The organism is Pantoea sp. AN62 (genome assembly GCF_050432985.1).
GTDB lineage: Bacteria > Pseudomonadota > Gammaproteobacteria > Enterobacterales > Enterobacteriaceae > Pantoea > Pantoea brenneri.
Genome location: NZ_JBNPYB010000001.1, coordinates 97270 through 115436 on the forward strand (window position 1 = coordinate 97270; position 18167 = coordinate 115436).

Consider the following 18167-nt stretch of genomic DNA (forward strand, 5'->3'; position numbering starts at 1 on the left):
GAAATTGTCATTTTGCCGGATCGAGCAGACACGCAGCAATGGCGTAAGACGTAATGCGAAATCAGGCACTTAGCGGGCTGCGGGTTGCGGCCTGGACAGCAGTATGGAGTGCACGGGTTTTTTATTTGTCTCAGGCATTTCCACTATCTGGTGCTGTTTTCCCTTATGAAAAACAGGCCACCGACGTTATTTGCGCCCCTCGCGCGGTCGACAGCCGTGAGGTTGACGACATTGCACTAAGTCACGGGGCCATCGGTTGATACTCGTCCAGGGTAACTATGCCCGCAGCTGTAATCACTCATGAAAGAATAACGAGTAAGTCACGATGAAAAGAATGTTAATAAACGCAACTCAGCAGGAGGAGTTGCGCGTTGCCCTGGTTGACGGTCAGCGTCTGTACGATCTGGATATCGAAAGCCCAGGACACGAACAGAAAAAAGCCAACATCTACAAAGGTAAAATCACCCGTATTGAACCCAGCCTTGAAGCTGCGTTTGTCGATTATGGCGCAGAGCGTCACGGTTTCCTCCCCTTAAAAGAAATCTCCCGCGAATATTTCCCCTCCAGCTACAACGCACACGGTCGTCCAAATATCAAAGACGTCCTGCGTGAAGGTCAGGAAGTCATTGTTCAGATTGATAAAGAAGAACGCGGCAATAAAGGCGCTGCGCTGACAACCTTTATCTCTCTGGCGGGCAGCTATCTGGTGCTGATGCCGAACAACCCACGTGCCGGAGGGATCTCCCGCCGCATTGAGGGTGACGATCGTACCGAACTGAAAGAAGCCCTGTCTGCGCTGGAACTGCCGGAAGGCATGGGATTGATCGTGCGTACCGCCGGCGTCGGCAAATCAGCCGAATCGCTGCAGTGGGATTTAAGCTTCCGTCTTAAGCACTGGGAAGCGATTAAAAAAGCCGCTGAAAACCGCCCTGCTCCGTTCCTGATCCATCAGGAAAGTAACGTGATCGTGCGTGCATTCCGCGACTACCTGCGTCAGGACATCGGTGAGATCCTGATTGATAATCCAAAAGTGCTTGAGCTGGCGCGTCAGCATATCGCGGCGCTGGGCCGTCCGGATTTCAGCAGCAAAATTAAGCTCTACACCGGTGAAATTCCGCTGTTCAGCCATTATCAAATCGAATCGCAAATCGAATCCGCTTTCCAGCGTGAAGTGCGCCTGCCTTCCGGCGGCTCGATTGTGATTGATAGCACCGAAGCGTTAACCGCGATCGATATCAACTCAGCACGCGCTACGCGCGGCGGCGATATCGAAGAAACCGCCTTTAACACCAACCTTGAAGCGGCAGACGAGATTGCCCGTCAGCTGCGTCTGCGTGACCTCGGCGGACTGATCGTTATCGACTTTATCGATATGACGCCGGTACGCCATCAGCGCGCAGTAGAAAATCGTCTGCGTGAAGCGGTCCGTCAGGATCGTGCGCGTATCCAGATTAGCCATATTTCCCGCTTCGGCCTGCTCGAGATGTCACGTCAGCGTCTGAGCCCGTCGTTAGGCGAATCCAGCCATCACGTCTGCCCACGCTGTAGCGGCACCGGCACCATCCGTGATAACGAATCGCTGGCGCTCTCTATTCTGCGTCTGATTGAAGAAGAAGCGCTGAAAGACAACACCAAAGAAGTCCACGCGATCGTTCCGGTTCAGGTGGCCTCTTACCTGCTGAATGAAAAACGTGAAGCCGTGAACGCTATTGAAAAGCGTCAGGGTGGCGTGAAGGCGATCATCGTACCTGATGACAAGATGCAAACCCCGCACTATTCGGTGCTGCGCGTGCGCAAAGGTGAAGAGACTCAGACCCTGAGCTACCACCTGCCGAAGCTGCATGAAGCAGAAATGGCGCTGCCATCTGAAGAAGAGCATGGCGAACGTCGTCGTCCTGAACAGCCGGCACTGGCGGCATTCGTGATGCCAGATGCCCCACCAGCTCCGGTAGAAGTCGCACCTGAAGCGCCACGCGCCGAAGCGCAACCGGCAGCGAAAGCGGCCCCTGCCGTCGCAGCGCCGGCCACGGTCAGCACCGGCTTCTTTGGCCGCCTGTTTGGTGGTCTGAAGAAAATGTTCGGTGGCGAAGAAACCCCTGCAGTGACGCCAGCCGCCACTGAAGCAGCGGAACCACAGAAAGCGCCGGAAAGCGAAGAAGAGAACGCCAGTCAGCGTGGCGAACGTCGTAACAACAACCGCCGCAATAATAACCGTCGTGAGCGTACGCCGCGTAACGGTGAGAACGGTCAGGCGCGTGAAAGCCGTGAACCACGTGAGCCACGTGAAAGCCGTGAACCGCGCGAAAGTCGCGAACCACGTGAAAATCGTGAGCCGCGTGAAGGCAATGATAACCGTCGCAACAAACGTCAGTCTCAGCCTAATGAAGCGCGTGAAGAGCGTCCGGCACTGAGCGAAGAAGCCCGTCAGCAGCGCGACGAGCAGCAGCAACAGCGTCGTGAGCAGCGTGCTGAGCGTCAGCGTCGTCGTCAGGAAGAGAAACGCGCCCAGCAGGAAGCGGCCAAAGCCGCCGAGCAGCCGGTTGTGGCTGAAGCAGTTGTGGAAGCACCCGAAGCGCAGGATGACGATCGCGTGCAGGTTATGCCGCGTCGTAAGCCGCGTCAGCTGAGCCAGAAAGTCCGCGTTGATGATAACCGTCAGCCACTGCCAGCAGAAGCCACTGACATTGCCGTGCCGACCGAAGCGCGTGCAGTACAGCAGCCAGCGGCTGAAGTGCTGCCGACGGAAGCGCCGCAGATCGAAGAGCAGGATGATAACGATAGCCGTGACAACGCCAATATGCCGCGTCGTTCACGTCGTTCGCCACGTCATCTGCGCGTCAGCGGTCAGCGTCGCCGCCGTTATCGTGATGAGCGTTATCCGACTCAGTCCGCTATGCCACTGGCTGCGGCAGCCGCGTCGCCAGAGATGGCATCCGGTAAAGTGTGGGTACGTTATCCGGTGAGCCAGGCCAGCGAAGAGCAGGTTGTGCAGGATGCGGTTCAGGAAACGCCAGATTACACCCGCGAAGAGACAGCAGGCGCCATTGCGCTGCCGGTTGCTGCTGCGGTTGAATCAGCAGCGTCACAGGACGCGCCAGTACAGCAGGCTGAACCACAGGCAGAAACGCCGGTAACCGTGGTTAACACTGACGATACCAGCGCTATCGACGCGCCGGTTGATCATCAGCCTTCGGTGATCCCGGCTGCGGCTGAAGCGACCGCTGAAACTGTTGCTGCTCAGGCACAGCCTGCTGAGCCGGTCAGTGAGACGCCAGCGACCGCTTCTGTTGATGACAGCGCACAGCCGACAGAGATTGCGCAGCAAGCGCCAGTTGAAGTCAGCCGCGAAACGGAAGCACAGGTAGAAGAAGTGCTGAACGCCCCGGTCGCTGCCGCAGCAGAAACGGCACCGATCAGTGAACCGCATGCACCTGTCGCTGCCCGTGATATCGAGCCGGCCGCGGTAGCGCAACCGGCCGCCACGCCAGCACCTGCTGCTGAGCCAATGGCCGCCGCGGACGTCACGCGCTGGAAGCACTTCGCTTCTGCCCCGATGACCAAAGCGCCGGCGCCGGTCTGGCAGCCAGAACCTGCACGTCACAGCGATTGGGTACGTTCGGCGTACGAGTTCGACGGTCGTGGATCTGCTGGCGGTCACGCGGCAACCCATCAGGCCACTGCGCCAGCAACCAAGCCATAACGCTGACCCTGACCTGAACCTGACCCCGGCCTGCAAGTCGGGGTTTTTTTATGCCTGTGGTGCGGGATTCAGCCCGAATTCAGGCAAAAAAAATCCCACCCTCTTTTATCAGGAGGGTGGGAGAAACTAAGCGCACCCGGTTAAAGTACGCTCAAATTTTCAGGTCAGATTATGAATTCAGCTGGAACAGTGACATCTTGGACATATCGGTAAAGGTCTTGTACGACGCCTGCAGCGCCGTCTGCTGCATGGTGTAGCTGGAGACCGCAGCGGTATAATCGACATCCACCAGATCGCTCATCTGCGAACTGTAAATCACATTACGATCGTCGCCCTGCGCATCCAGCGTATCGAGTTCCGACAGCTGGGTACCAATCTCGGAGCGTACGGTTAACACGTTATTCAGCGAGTTGCCCAGACCACGGTTGGTTTTATCCATCGCAGCCTGGAAAGTCTGTTTAGTGGCAGCATCAGCGTCATCCTGCGGCACTTTCAGCGCTGCAATTGCGCTGTCGAGCATGGCGAACAGGTTGGTTTCGCTGACGCTGCCGTCCGGCTCTTTAGTGGCATTGCCGGTGATCGCCATGAAGATGTCGTCACCGGTATGACCAACGGTCATGGTGCGGCTACTGTCCACCTTCTGGGTGATCGCATCGGTTCCGCCCGCATAGCTGACGCCGGTGCCGGTGCCGGTGCCATCGACAAACGGCGCGCTGTCCGTTTTGTAACCCGCAAAGATATAGCGACCGTTCGCATCCTGGCTGTTGGCCTGGTTAAGTAACTGGGCGCGGATGCCTTCAAGCTGGGTTGCAATCGAGCCACGGTCATCGTCACTCAGCGTACCGGTTGAACCGTTAACGATCAGGGTTTGCGCATCCTGAATACTGCTGGTCACGCCTTTCAGCGCATTCTCTTCCAGCGATAATCCCTGGTTAGCAAAGGTACGTGCCAGCGCATACTGGCTGCTTTGCGCCTGAGTCTGTGACAGCACCACTGCGCGTGACGCGGCAATCGGATCGTCAGATGGATTGGTGACGCGGCGGCCGCTGGAGAGTTGCTCGCCCACTTTCAGCCAGGAGGCTTGCGAGTCGGTAATCCCGCGCACCTGCTGGTTAAACATCATATTTGTACTGATTCGCATGCTTTACCCTACCCTTAGCGAATATTGATCAATGCATCAAAAATGGTGCTGGCAGTCTGCAGCACCTGCGCATTTGCCATGTAATATTGCTGATATTTTGTCAGGTTAGCGTACTCCTCATCGAGGTTGACGCCAGAAACTGACTGCTGGCGATCGGTCAGCTGACCGACCACGCTTTTCTGCGTGGTGCTGGTAGTTTCCAGCGAGCTGGTTTTGTTGCCGACGGTACTGACGATGCTGGCATAAGCCTGCGCCAGCGTGGCGTTGCCGCCTACCAGTTTGGCATCCTGCAGGTCCAGCAGCTTTTGCGCATTACGGTTATCACTTTCGCCACCGGTCGCACCGGCAGCGGCAATCTGTGATTCACTGGTGATCGCCACCGACATATCGTTAATGGCGTTCTGTACCGGTTTCACCAGAAAACTGTCTTTCGCAGCCGGCGCAGGCGTCGCGGCGACGGTCAGCTTCATGCCATCAAAACTCAGCGTGGTATTGCCGTTCGCATCGGTGCCTGGGGTAATCGGGACGGAGATGCTGTCAGACGCGCGGGTCGCGGTCCAGTTGCTGCCGTCATAGCTCAGGGTATAGTTTGACGCTTTCAGCGCGCTGGTATCGGTCCACTCGGCGGTAACCGAAGCCGCAGTGCTGTTTTTACTGTTGCTGACCACGGTCGGGGTGCCGATATTAAAGAAATCGACGCCCTGATCGCCGTTGCTGTCAAAGCCCTGCTTATGCACGGCGTTGAAGCTGCTGGTGAAGGTGGCGGCCAGCTGGCCGAGCTGATTCTGCGCCAGATCGAGATCCTGAGAACGGAACGCCAGCAGACCACCCAGTGAACCGGTGGTAATCAGCTTCTCCGGGATCTCAACGTTACCCGCCTGTTTATCAACATAGCCGATGGTGGTCCGGGTTGGATCGCTGCTGGAGGTCATCGCCACCAGCTGGTTTGATTTGGTGCCATTGACCAGCGTCAGGCCGTTAGCCATCGAGACGCTGTAGCTACCATCCTGCTCTGAGACGGTCACGCCGACCACGTTGTTGAGGTCGCTGACCAGCTGATCGCGCTTATCCAGCAGATCGTTTGGTGCGGTGCCGGTACCGGTAGTCAGCCTGGCGATCTGCTTGTTGAGATCGGCAATCTGAGTGGTATAGGTATTGACCTGATTGACGCTGGAACCGATGTCGCTGTTTACGCTGTTCTGCATGCTGGTCAGATACTGCGAGGTGGTCTGGAACTGGCTGACCAGTCCCTGGGCGTTACTCAACATCGACTGGCGCGCCGACGGATCGTTGGCGTTGCTCACCACGTTCTGCAGGTTGGTAAAGAATTTCTGGATGGAGGTTGCCAGGCTGGTGGTCGAGGTTGACAGCAGATCGTCGATATTGGAAATCTGGCTGTACTGGGTGTTCACCGCGCTGTAGTTTGCGCTGGAGCCACGCAGCTGGGCGGCGATAAAAGCATCATATTCGCGCTGTACGCCGGTCACATTAACCCCGTTGCCGTAGTAGCTATTGCCCTGCAGAGTACTGTTCGCCTGGGCAAGGATGGTGGTCTGGCGTGTATAGCCCGCCACGGTGTAGTTAGTAATGTTATTACTGGTGGTACTCAGGGCGGCCTGCGCGGCACTCAATCCGCTCATCGCGGAGTTAATTATGCTGGACATCTCGGTTCCTTACATTCCCCGTCAACCGGGCTGGCAGTCATCAAAGTGGGCGCCAGCAGGCGAAAACGCATCTGGCTTATGATGGTGTTATCGGCGTGCTTAAGTGAAACTTGAGGCTGAATTATCAGAACAGGTCGCCTAAATCCTGACTGTAGGCTTTTACGACTTTGTCGCCCATGCTCTTGAATTGCTGAATCATTCCCACCAGCTTTTGCGCATATTTAGGATCGGTGGCATAGCCTGCCGCCTGTAGCGCCTGTGCGCCCTGCTCGGCACTCGACGCGTTAGCGACCGCCGCGTAGCGTGGGTTATTGCTGATCAGTTTGACGTAATCGGTCAGAGCCTCGAAATAGGAGTTGTAGACCCGGAAGCTGGCACGCACTTTCTTCGCTTCGCCCTGCTCATATTCGGTGGTCATGATGTCGGTGGTGTCGCCTTTCCAGTCGCCGCTGGCCTTGATACCGAACACGTTATAGCTCGGTTTACCGTCGCGGGTCAGGATCTGGCGCTGGCCCCAGCCCGACTCCAGCGCCGCCTGCGCCAGAATCAGATGGTGAGGAATGCCGCTCTGCTGACTGGCCGCCTGGGCTGGCTGGGTCAGCTGGGCGATAAACTCACGGCTGTCGGACGGCAGGCCGGTCGGTGACGAGACCGGCAGGCGCGGCATGGCTTTACGCACCAGCTGCTCCAGCTGCTGCGCCGGCTGTTGTACCGCGCCGACGGTGCTGAGAATAAAGCTGTTATCCAGCTTCATCGGCACCGTGCCGGCTTTTTCATCCGGGGCGGTGGCGGGCTGCATCTGCTTAACGATGGTTTCCGCCAGCCCGAGTCCACGTTTACCCATCTCCTGCGCAATCTGCTGATCGTACATTGAGGTGAAAAGTTTGGTTTGCTCGTTGCTCATCATGCCGTCCTGCGGCAACGCCTCACGCATGCTTTTCAACATCATCTGTACAAACATCCCTTCGACCTGGCGTGCCACCTGCAGCGCTTTGCCTTTCGGATCGCTGCTGGCCTGGTGTTTCAGTTCGTTCAGTGAGCGGCTGTCGTAAGCCGCACTCATCAGAGATTGCGTATCAGTCATCAGATAATTTCCAGTTTGGCGCGCAGACAGCCGGCGCTCTGCATTGATTGCAGGATCGACATCAGCTCGATTGGCGATGCACCCAGCGCATTTAGCGCGCGCACTACATTGTTCAGGTTGGCGCTGGCATTCACACGTTGCAGTGCCCCGCCGCTCTGACGCAGATCGATCTGGGTCTGGGTGGTGGCTACCGTCTGCCCACCGGCCAGTGGCGTATCAGGCTGGCTGACGTTCTGCTGCTGATTCACCGTCACCGACAGGTTGCCCTGCGCCACGGCACATTGATTCAGCGTTACCTCGCGGTTCATCACTACCGAACCGGTACGGGAGTTGATGATCACTTTCGCATCTTCGACCGGAATCGAGACGTTGATGTTCTGGATATCCGCCAGCAGGCGTACCTGAGCCCCGTTATTCGGCGATACGCGGATCTGAACGGTACGCGCATCCAGCGGCTGGGCGGCACCGTAACCGCCACGCGCGTTAATCGCATCGGCAATGCGCTGCGCCATCGAGAAATCTTCATTGTTGAGCTGCAGATTAATGGTGTTCTGCGAACCAAAGTTACTTTGCAGTTCACGTTCTACCGTCGCGCCGCCGGTAATCCGGCCACCGTTCAGCTGGTTAACCTGTACGCTGCTGCCGCCTGCCGACGCACCGGCACCGCCGACCAGGATGTTCCCCTGAGCCAGCGCATAGACCTGGTTATCCACCCCTTTCATCGGAGTCATCAGCAGCGTTCCGCCGCGCAGGCTTTTAGCGTTACCCAGTGACGACACCACCACGTCAAGCGTCTGTCCCTGACGGGCAAATGCTGGCAGTTTTGCCGTCACCATCACCGCCGCCACGTTTTTCAGCTGCATGTTGGTGCCGGTCGGCACGGTAATCCCGAGCTGTGACAGCATGTTGCTCACCGTCTGGGTGGTAAACGGCGTCTGAGTGGTCTGGTCACCGGTACCGTCCAGTCCCACCACCAGTCCGTAACCGAGCAACTGGTTTTCCCGCACGCCCTGTACGGTGGTTAAATCACGGATCAGATCGGCTTTTGCCAGCAGGCTGACGCCCAGCAGCAGCGCCAGTCCGACGCGTAACAGCGTTAACTTTTTCATTGAAACCTCTTACATCGGCGAGATGTTCAGGAAGAAACGCTGTAACCAGCCCATGGTCTGCGCCTCATTGATATAACCGTTTCCGACGTACTCAATACGTGCATCGGCGACGGCAGTAGATAACACGGCGTTGCTGGCGCTGATGGTGCGAGGGTTAACCACGCCCGAGAAGCGAATGAACTCCGTGCCCTGATTAATGGCGATCTGTTTCTCGCCCACCACGTGCAGGTTGCCGTTCGACAACACCTGATCCACGGTGACGGTAATGGTGCCGGTAAAGGTGTTGTTAGCGGATGCGCCACCTTTACCTGCGAAATCGTTTTTGCCTTCGGCGCCAAAGTTGGCTTTTTCACCACCGGCCCCAACCAGCCCTGCCAGCCCGGTCGGAACCGCGCTTAAGCCGAAGCTGTTGCTGCCATCACGACTGGCATTCGCCGAGGAGCTTTTGCTGGCGCTGACGTTTTCCTGCAGCGTAATCGTCAGGGTGTCGCCAATGTTACGTGGGCGACGATCTTCAAACAGCGGCTGATAGCCGTAGTTGAGTGGCGCGACGCCCTGGAAAATCGAACCGTTAACCACCGGTGGCGCGGACGGCATCGGCTGCGCCGTCGTCGCCCCTTCTACCAGCGGTGTACGCGGTACCAGTGCACAACCGTTAAGGGTTAGCAGCAGCGAGGCGACTAACCAATGTCCAGGCTTGAGAATCTGTTGCTTCGCCACGGAGTCACGACCTTATCTGTGTCTGTTCTTCAGGCCAGCCGGAACTGGCCCTGTTGGGGATTAAAGCTGAGTCAGTTTCGCCAGCATCTGATCGGAAGTACTGATCGCTTTGCTGTTGATTTCGTAAGCGCGCTGAGTCTGGATCATCGTTACCAGCTCTTCTGCCACGTTGACGTTCGAGGTTTCGGTATAGCCCTGATAAAGCAGACCGGCGCCGTTCTGGCCTGGCGTGCTGTCAGTTGGCGCACCCGAAGCCTGCGTTTCCTGATAGAGGTTTTCACCCACGCTATCGAGACCGGCATCGTTCATAAAGGTGCTCAGGGTCAGCTGGCCGACCTGGGTCGCCTGCGCCTGGCCCTGCTGCGTTACGCTCACCACTCCGTCACGCGCCACGGTAATGCTGGTGGCGTTGGCCGGAATCGTGATGCCGGGCTGCACCGGGAAGCCAGAGTTGGTCACCAGCTGACCGTTCTGATCGACCTGGAACGCGCCGTCACGGGTATAGGCAGAAGTGCCATCCGGCATCTGAATCTGGAAATAACCCTGACCATTAATGGCGATATCTTTTGAGTTGCTGGTCTGCGACAGGTTGCCCTGCGTATGCAGACGCTCAGTGGTGACCGGACGAACACCGGTACCAATCTGCAGGCCGGACGGCAGCGTGGTCTGTTCAGACGACTGGGTGCCGGGCTGACGCATGGTCTGATACATCAGATCTTCAAACACCGCACGGGAACGCTTAAAGCCGTTGGTGCTGACGTTTGCCAGGTTGTTGGCAATCACGTCCATGTTCATCTGCTGCGCATCAAGACCGGTTTTAGCGATCCATAAAGAACGAATCATGTTGTTATCCTCGCGCCTTAGCTGCTCATGTTCAGCAGCTGGTTGGCTTTTTGTTCGTTTTCATCAACGTTTGTGATGACTTTCATCTGCATCTCAAAACGTCGGGCGTTGGCGATCATGTCGACCATGGTTTCAACCGGCTTAACGTTGCTGCCTTCCAGCACACCCGGCATCACCTGCATGGTAGCGTCAGCCTGCAACGCCGCGCCGCGGGTGTTCTGGGTGGCTGCCGTCGGGCGGAACATGCCGTCATCGCTGCGCTGCAACTCCTGACCGGTAGCCCGCACCAGCTTGAGCTTACCCAGCTGGACCGTGGCATTCGGTGCATCGCCGGCATTCAGGCCGGTGATTGAACCGTCAGCGGCAATGGTGATTTCCGATCCCTGTGGGATCACAATCGGACCGCCATCGCCCATTACAGGATTGCCCTGAATCGTCAGCGTCCCGTTCGGGCTGATTTGCATGTTGCCGTTGCGGGTATAAGCTTCGCTGCCGTCAGCAGTACGCACCGCCAGCCAGCCATCCTGCTGTACCGCGACGTCGAGTGGGCGCTCGGTGTAATCCATCGAGCCCTGACTCATATCGGCGCCCGGCGTGGACGCGGTCACCAGCGTGCGGGTTGGCAGTGACCAGCCATTGACCGGCACTGCGCGCAACGCATTAAGCTGCGCACGAAAGCCTGGCGTTGAGGCGTTGGCGAGGTTGCTGGCGGTGACCGCCTGCTGATCCAGCGTCTGGCTGGCCGCGCCCATCGCGGTATATATCGCGTGATCCATAAAGCAATCCTGTTAGCGAATTAACGTAAGTTAACCAGCGTGTTAAGAATCTGGTCCTGAGTTTTGATGGTCTGCGCATTCGCCTGATAGTTACGCTGCGCCACAATCATGTTCACCAGCTCTTTACTCATGTCGACGTTAGAAGCTTCCAGCGCGCCAGCGGTCAGAGAACCGAAGGTGCCGGTGTTCGCCAGACCAATTGCTGCCTGGCCGGAGGCATTCGACGCCGACCAGACGTTGTCGCCCTGTGACTGCAGGCCTTCCGGGTTAGAGAAGCTCGCCAGCACGATCTGACCCAGCAGCTGGGTTTTCTGGTTGGAGTAGGTGCCGGTGATGGTGCCGTCATCGTTAATGGCGTAGCTGGTCAGATCGCCAGGCGCATAACCGTCCTGGGTCGGGCTGCCGAAAGTGGTGGTACCGGTGTTCTGCTGCAGGCTGCCCAGCATGCTCAGGGTGATCGGCTGGTTAGCCACCGCACCGTTGGCTGCGGTAGTCTGGCCGGCTGCCGGCACGTTCAGGGTTAACCCGACGGTGCCATCAGTACTGCTGCTGACAACAGCGCCGTTCGCATCCAGCTTGTCCATGCGGGTCAGCTTGCCGCTGGTGTCGAACGCCATTTTGAAGTCACCCGCAGATGAACCGGTGTTGGCATCAATCGCGTGCACAGTCCAGCTGTTGCTGGCAGTGTCTTTGACAAAGTACATGTCGAGCGCGTGATCGTTACCCTGCGAGTCATAGACGGTCGCCGTGGTCTTCTTGTTGTAGCTGTCGGCGTTAGCAGTAGAGAACGTCGTCACTGTCGGTGCGGTGTCGGTTGAGTTCAGGTTCGCGACCAGGCCAGTGGTGGTGGTTGCGCGAGCCGGCATCTGCTCGGTCGGAATGCTGATCGGCACCGGGTTAGCACCCGCCTGGATAGTCGCTGGCGAGCCGCTGGCCGGATAACCGGTCACGTTCAGACCCTGGGTGTTGATCAGGTTACGGTTAGCATCCAGCGTGAACTGGCCATTACGTGAGTAATAAACCGCGCCGCTGGTGTCGGTCATACGGAAGAAACCGTTGCCGCTCAGGGCGACGTCGAGGCCGCGGCTGGTGGTGGTGGTCGAACCGTCGTTAAAGTTCTGGATCACTGCCGCCACTTTGGTACCGAGGCCGACGTTAGAACCGGCGAACATATCAGCAAAGGCGATGGTGCTCGATTTAAAACCCGCTGTCGCGGAGTTGGCGATGTTGTTGCCGATGACATCAAGGTTACTTGAGGCAGCGCCAAGGCCGCTGACCGCTTGGGAAAATGACATGTGTGTGTCTCCTGTCTACAGGTTAATCAGAGAATCTGACGTACTTCGTCAAGGGAAGCGGAGCCCATGGTGCCGAGATCCAGTTTTGTGGTGTCGTTCGCGGTACTCACCCCATTGACGTAGGCGTAGTTAAGCGGTTGTGCCACCAGTTGTGTGCTGCCATTGCTTGCGGCAATCGCAACGCTGTATTTACCGTCTGGCGCGGTTGAACCGTCGCTCAGTTTGCCGTCCCACGAGAAGGTATGAACACCCGCGCTCAGTGCGCCGAGGTCAACGGTATCGATCACCGTGCCATTCGCATCTTTAATCGTGGCGGCGGTAGCGGTGGACGCCGAGGTCAGTTCAACCCCAAACGGCGTGGTCGTGCCGCTGCCAACCAGTACCTGCGAGCCGTTAACCATCACGCCGTGCCCAATCAGGGTCGAGCTTTGCAGCGACTGGCTGGTGCTGATCTGGCCGGAAATCGATCCCAGCGTGGTATTGAGTTTCTCAATCCCGCTCAGGGTGTTGATCTGTGCCAGCTGGGTGGTGAGCTGGCTGTTGTCCATCGGATTGGTGGGATCCTGGTTCTGTAACTGGGTCACCAGCATGGTCAGGAACTGATTCTGCAGATCCTGCGCGCTGTTGCCGGTGCCACTGGTGCTGGAGGAGCTGAGGACCGTGGGGTCCAGCTTCTCATTAACGCCTACCGCGATAGCCATAATTGTTCTCCGTTATTGCCCGATCGTCAGGGTTTTCATCATCATCGACTTCACGGTGTTGAGGACTTCAACGTTCGCCTGGTAACTGCGTGACGCTGACATGGTGTTGACGGTCTCAGAGACCACATCCACGTTGGGCATTTTGACGTAGCCTTTGGCATCGGCCATCGGGTTACCCGGGTCATACACCAGTTTGGCGGGGGTCGGATCGTCCACCACCTTCGCCACTTTCACGCCGCCGGTGGCTGCGCCAGGCGCGGCATCGGTCTGGAATACCACCTGTTTGGCGACGTAAGGTTGCCCATCCGGGCCGGTTACGCTGTCGGCGTTGGCCAGGTTACTGGCACTGACGTTTAATCGCTGTGATTGCGCGGTCATCGCTGAGCCGGCAATGTCAAAAATGTTCAGCAAGGCCATAATTATTGCCCTTGTAACACGCTCATCATGCCTTTGATCTGGCTACTGATAAGGGTGAGATCGGTTTGATATTTCAGGCTGTTATCCGCGAACTGAGTACGTTCACGGTCCATATCTACAGTGTTGCCGTCGGCGGCTGGCTGATCGGGAATGCGATAGAGCATGTCCATCGACGGTGCCGAGTTGGTCTGCGCTTCAATGTGGCGAGCTGACGTGACTTTTAACGCCATGCTGCTGCCTTCCGCACGACCATTGGCCATCACCCGACTCAGCTCGCTGGCAAAGTCGATATCCCGGGCCTGATAACCAGGGGTATCGGCGTTGGCAATGTTTGACGCCAGGATCTCCTGACGTTGAGCACGCAGGTTGAGGGCTTCCGTACCAAATTTCAGCGCCGCATCCAGTTTGTCGAGCATGGTTCCTCCGCGAATGAGAATTTCGAGCTGGCAGCTTAATTTGGAAAAGCAAGAGGTGATCGTCTGAATAAGGCCAAAAACCCACGCTATTTTGGCTCTTGAATATTTTTTGCTGCGCGTACACTCGTTGCCATCATCAGTGAGGAAAAGCACCATGCGTGGATATCAAACCCTGCTGGCCAGTCTGCTGGTCCTGATCGCCCTGCCGGTTACGGCCGGCGATCTCAGTGCACAACTGAACCAATTTTTTAAAGCGCGTGACCCCCAGCATGCCGACGGCATGACCGTGGTGGTCCGCACGCCGCAGGCCCAGTGGCCCGATTGCGACGCGCCGAAATTTACCCTGCCGGGCAACAGCCGCCTGTGGGGCAACATGAGCGTAGCCGCCAACTGCGGTGAGAATCGCCGCTACATTCAGGTGCAGGTGCAGGTCACCGGACCTTACCTGGTCGCAAACCGGCTGTTAACGCGCGGCAGCAGCGTCAGTGCGGCTGATTTCAGCCTGCAGACGGGCCGGCTCGATACCCTGCCGGCGCGTGCGCTGCTGAACGATGAGGCGGTAGCGGATGCCGTGGTGCTGCGTGACATCCAGCCGGGACAGCCGATTAATCCGTCGATGCTGCGTCAGCCGTGGCGGGTGAAGGCGGGTCAGAGCGTGATGGTGATTGCCAGTGGTGACGGTTTTGACGCCAGCGGCGAGGGTAAGGCACTGAACAATGCCACCCAGTCTCAGTGGGTGCGGGTGCGGATGGGAAATGGGCAGGTTGTCAGCGGTCGGGTGCGGGATGATGGGAATATTCTTATAACACTATAAAGCGTTAAAGAAGCCAGTTGTTCTGCCGATAGAAGAATCAACTAAGCAATTACGCTATTCTGATTCAGGTGGCAGACTCCCCTGACCGTACAGGAGCCCGAATATGAGCATCGACAGAACGCAACCGCTGAAACCCGCCAGCACCGTACAGAGCCGCGACACCAGCGAGCCCGCCAGCACCAAAGTGCGTCAAAGCACCACGCCGGCGGCCAGCACGCCAGCCGCCGCCCAGGTTAGCCTGAGCAGCGCGCAGTCACAGCTGATGCAGCCAGGCAGCCAGGACATCAACGTCCAGCGGGTTGAACAACTGAAAACCGCCATTCGTAATGGCGAACTTAAAATGGATACCGGCAAGATCGCCGACGCGCTGATTGCCGACACTAAGGCGTATTTAGAGGGTAACTAGTCCCCATGAGTAACTTGCTGACCACATTAGATAAGATGCAGGATGTGCTGGCATCGCTGTCAACCTTGCTGGAAGAAGAGCAGCAGCAGTTGGCAGCCGGAAACATTAACAGCAACCTGTTGCAGCGTATCACTGAAGATAAAGGTGCGCTGCTCAGTACGCTTAACTATCTGGATGAGATGCGCCGTACCGCCGAGCAAAGCCTGGCAACGTCGGCACCTTATCGTGGTCAGAGCGACATGGCGAGCCGCTGGCAACGTATTCAGCAGCACACCCGTCGCCTGCAGGATGCCAACGTGCATAATGGCCTGCTGCTGCAACATCAGATTCGTTACACCCAGGATGCGCTGGAGGTGCTGAAGCCGCACCAGACCCAGGCGTTTTATGGTCCCGATGGGATGGGTAAAGGCCAGGCGACACTCAGCCGCAAAGCCTGACGACTGACTGAGCAAAAAAAATCCCGCCAGCTTGCGGGATTTTTTGCATGCCTGTTTTTTATCAGACTGTTGTGCGTCGCGCATAATCGCGCAGCCGGAAGCCGAGCAGCCCGAGCGTCACGAAGTAAGCGCCGCCCCCGACCGCACACACCGCCGCCAGTCGCAGCAGCCGCCACAGCATCGAACCCTGTTCCCAGGCTGGCATCCACTGCAGCATCGCAAACAGCGCCGCCGCCATCGCCAGCACCGCAATCAGCAGACGAACCAGAAACCCTGTCCAGCCGGGCTGGGGCATAAAGATCTGCTTTTTACGCAGTTGCCAGTAGAGCAGCGCCGCATTGAGACAGGCCGCGAGACCAATCGACAGCGACAAACCGGCATGCTTCAGCGGACCAATAAACGCCAGGTTCATCAGCTGAGTCATAATCAGGGTAACAATCGCGATCTTAACCGGCGTTTTGATGTCCTGCCGCGAGTAAAAGCCCGGTGCCAGCACTTTGACCACAATTAAGCCCATCAGCCCGACGGAATAAGCGATCAGCGCCCGCTGGGTCATCGCCGCATCAAAGGCGGTAAACTTACCGTACTGGAACAGCGCTACGGTCAGCGGGCCAGAGAGCATCCCCAGCGCCACCGCACTCGGCAGCGCCAGCAAAAAGCAGAGGCGTAAGCCCCAGTCCATCAGCCGGGAATATTCATCGTGATTACCGCTGGCAAAACTTTTGGCCAGCGAAGGCAGCAGGATGGTGCCCAGCGCCACGCCGAGCACGCCGGACGGAAATTCCATCAGCCGGTCAGCGTAATACATCCACGAGACCGATCCTGATACCAGAAAGGAGGCGAAAATGGTATTGATGATCAACGAGATCTGGCTGACCGAGACACCGAGAATCGCCGGTCCCATCTGACGCATGACCCGCCAGACGCCAGCATCACGCAGGTTCAGGCGCGGCAGCACCAGCATACCGAGCTTTTTCAGGTGCGGCAGCTGATAACCGAGCTGCAGCACGCCGCCTGCCACCACCGCCCACGCCAGCGCCATCACCGGCGGATGGAAATGCGGTGCAGCAAACAGCGCGAAACCAATCATGCTGATATTCAGCAGGGTCGGGGCAAACGCCGGAACCGAGAAGCGGTTCCAGGTGTTCAGCACTGCACCCGCCAGCGAGGCGAGCGAAATCAGCATGATATAAGGAAAGGTCACCCGCAGCAGCGAACTGGTCAGCGCGAACTTATCGGCGCTGTCGGCAAAGCCCGGCGCCGTGACCATAATCACCCACGGCGCGGCGATCATCCCCGCCACCGTGACCAGCGCCAGCGCCAGCGTCAGCAGTCCTGAGACGTAGGCGAGGAACAGCCGCGTCGCTTCATCGCCCTGCTTACTCTTGTATTCCGCCAGAATCGGCACAAACGCCTGTGAGAAGGCGCCTTCAGCAAAGATACGCCGTAAAAGATTGGGCAACTTAAAGGCGACGAAAAATGCATCGGTCGCCATTCCGGCGCCAAACACCCTGGCCACAATGGCATCTCGGGCAAAGCCCAGTACGCGGGAAAACAGGGTCATGGAACTGACCGCTGCCAGCGATTTCAACAAATTCATAATTGACGGCGCATCCTGAAAAGAATCGGCAAAATGAGAGACTTAGCGCGGGCATCCGGATGATGCCCGGCGATAGTCTACTGCCACGGCGGGAAATGACCAGCACGGAGTGTTACAAGGCATTATTGTTGAGTGGCGTCACGCCACAGTTTTTCCACCACGCGCTGCGCCAGCAGGGCCTGTTCACCGCTGGTTTCGGGCATCGTCTGATTTTGCACGCACTGGATAAAATGGTGTGCCGCGCCGCTGAAACCGCGCTGCACCAGATGACTTTGCCAGGCGGGCGGCGGCGCGATCAGCAGGCCGCCTGCGGTTTCCTCCTGCCAGTCGCGCATTTCGCTGATATCGATGCATTTGCGCTCACACACCGCGCTGACCCGCTCACGCTGGCTGCCGGCACGCCGGTGCATGCTGGTGGTGATCGGCACGCCGCCCACGTTAAAGTGGTGTTCCGCGTAAAGCATCTCTCCCTGCGCAGTGGTGGTAATGCGCCCCTGCACTTCACTAAACGGCTGACCACCGAGCCACAGCGCGGTATCCACCACGTGCAGATAGTCATCCAGCAGGGTAAAACGCAGATCGTGCGGTCCGACGCTGTCGCTGCGGTGCTTTTCAATCCGCAACGAGGCGACGCTGCCCATCTCAGCTTTAAGCTGCTGATAGCGTGGAGCAAAGCGACGATTAAAACCCACCATCAATTTGCGCTGCTGCTGTCCGGCAAGCTCAACCAGCGCTTCCGCCTGATCGAGGGTTTCCGCCAGCGGCTTATCGACGCAGACATCTTTGCCGGCCAGCAGCAGCGTCCTGACCACCTGATAGTGGCTCGCGGTGCTGCTGTGGACGAACACCGCATCGCAGGCGGCGGCCAGTTCGTCAATCGAGCTGAAACAGCGGATGCGAAAACTGTCGCAGACTGGCCGGGCTTTGGCCTGATTGGGCGAAAAAGCCCCCACCAGCGTCCAGTCAGTCGCCGCCGACAACACCGGCAGCCAGGCTTTCTGCGCGATGCCGCCCAGTCCCACCACGCCAATACGTAACGTCATT

At 57.9% G+C, this 18167-nt stretch carries 17 protein-coding genes; 4 read left to right on the top strand and 13 right to left on the bottom strand.

Features of this window, described 5'->3' with window-relative positions; all coding sequences use genetic code 11:
• The first annotated feature begins 325 nt into the window (after nt 1–325).
• A complete protein-coding gene (gene rne / locus FHW04_RS00500) occupies nt 326–3700 on the top strand; it encodes a ribonuclease E (protein WP_089561046.1) in 3375 nt (1124 codons plus the stop codon).
• A gap of 169 nt (nt 3701–3869) precedes the next feature.
• On the opposite strand, the gene flgL is transcribed toward rne, so the two are convergent.
• The 11 genes from flgL to flgB form a co-directional block, all read right to left on the bottom strand.
• Entirely contained in the window at nt 3870–4841 is a 972-nt protein-coding gene (flgL, locus tag FHW04_RS00505; protein WP_089561047.1) for a flagellar hook-associated protein FlgL, read from the bottom strand.
• Nucleotides 4842–4855: 14 nt separating this feature from the next.
• A complete protein-coding gene (flgK, locus tag FHW04_RS00510; RefSeq protein WP_031376564.1) occupies nt 4856–6505 on the bottom strand; it encodes a flagellar hook-associated protein FlgK in 1650 nt (549 codons plus the stop codon).
• Between the two features lie 124 nt (nt 6506–6629).
• Entirely contained in the window at nt 6630–7589 is a 960-nt protein-coding gene (gene flgJ, locus FHW04_RS00515) for a flagellar assembly peptidoglycan hydrolase FlgJ (RefSeq protein WP_031376563.1), read from the bottom strand.
• Entirely contained in the window at nt 7589–8698 is a 1110-nt protein-coding gene (locus FHW04_RS00520) for a flagellar basal body P-ring protein FlgI (protein WP_069728161.1), read from the bottom strand. The genes flgJ and FHW04_RS00520 overlap by 1 nt, the downstream gene beginning before the upstream one ends.
• Before the next feature lie 9 nt (nt 8699–8707).
• On the bottom strand, nt 8708–9418 hold the full coding sequence (locus FHW04_RS00525) for a flagellar basal body L-ring protein FlgH (protein WP_031376561.1): 711 nt from the start codon (nt 9416–9418) through the stop codon (nt 8708–8710).
• Nucleotides 9419–9478: 60 nt separating this feature from the next.
• Nucleotides 9479–10261: a flagellar basal-body rod protein FlgG gene (flgG, locus tag FHW04_RS00530; RefSeq protein WP_046288395.1), complete on the bottom strand. Its 783-nt coding sequence runs from the start codon at nt 10259–10261 to the stop codon at nt 9479–9481.
• 17 nt (nt 10262–10278) lie between these two features.
• Nucleotides 10279–11037, bottom strand: a complete 759-nt coding sequence (locus FHW04_RS00535) for a flagellar basal body rod protein FlgF (RefSeq protein WP_046288396.1) — start codon at nt 11035–11037, stop codon at nt 10279–10281.
• Nucleotides 11038–11057: 20 nt separating this feature from the next.
• A complete protein-coding gene (gene flgE, locus FHW04_RS00540; RefSeq protein ID WP_089561048.1) occupies nt 11058–12332 on the bottom strand; it encodes a flagellar hook protein FlgE in 1275 nt (424 codons plus the stop codon).
• Nucleotides 12333–12358: 26 nt separating this feature from the next.
• On the bottom strand, nt 12359–13033 hold the full coding sequence (flgD, locus tag FHW04_RS00545) for a flagellar hook assembly protein FlgD (RefSeq protein ID WP_031376558.1): 675 nt from the start codon (nt 13031–13033) through the stop codon (nt 12359–12361).
• Nucleotides 13034–13045: 12 nt separating this feature from the next.
• Nucleotides 13046–13450: a flagellar basal body rod protein FlgC gene (gene flgC, locus FHW04_RS00550; RefSeq protein ID WP_031376557.1), complete on the bottom strand. Its 405-nt coding sequence runs from the start codon at nt 13448–13450 to the stop codon at nt 13046–13048.
• A 2-nt stretch (nt 13451–13452) separates the two neighbouring features.
• Nucleotides 13453–13866 carry a flagellar basal body rod protein FlgB gene (flgB, locus tag FHW04_RS00555; protein ID WP_031376556.1) on the bottom strand — a complete coding sequence of 138 codons (414 nt, stop codon included), beginning with the start codon at nt 13864–13866 and terminating at the stop codon, nt 13453–13455.
• A 154-nt stretch (nt 13867–14020) separates the two neighbouring features.
• On the opposite strand from flgB, the gene flgA reads away from it, so the two are divergent.
• The 3 genes from flgA (at nt 14021) to flgN (ending at nt 15523) form a co-directional block, all read left to right on the top strand.
• Nucleotides 14021–14680 (top strand): flagellar basal body P-ring formation chaperone FlgA, encoded by a 660-nt coding sequence (gene flgA, locus FHW04_RS00560; RefSeq protein ID WP_069728160.1) that lies wholly within the window; start codon nt 14021–14023, stop codon nt 14678–14680.
• A 103-nt stretch (nt 14681–14783) separates the two neighbouring features.
• Nucleotides 14784–15086, top strand: coding sequence for a flagellar biosynthesis anti-sigma factor FlgM (gene flgM, locus FHW04_RS00565; protein WP_031376554.1), 303 nt, complete (start codon nt 14784–14786; stop codon nt 15084–15086).
• Between the two features lie 5 nt (nt 15087–15091).
• Nucleotides 15092–15523, top strand: coding sequence for a flagellar export chaperone FlgN (gene flgN, locus FHW04_RS00570; RefSeq protein ID WP_031376553.1), 432 nt, complete (start codon nt 15092–15094; stop codon nt 15521–15523).
• Nucleotides 15524–15584: 61 nt separating this feature from the next.
• Here the strand turns inward: flgN and murJ are convergent, their stop codons facing one another.
• On the bottom strand, nt 15585–17123 hold the full coding sequence (murJ, locus tag FHW04_RS00575; protein WP_031376552.1) for a murein biosynthesis integral membrane protein MurJ: 1539 nt from the start codon (nt 17121–17123) through the stop codon (nt 15585–15587).
• Between the two features lie 122 nt (nt 17124–17245).
• Nucleotides 17246–18166: a Gfo/Idh/MocA family protein gene (locus FHW04_RS00580; protein ID WP_089561049.1), complete on the bottom strand. Its 921-nt coding sequence runs from the start codon at nt 18164–18166 to the stop codon at nt 17246–17248.
• Between the last annotated feature and the right edge of the window lies 1 nt (nt 18167).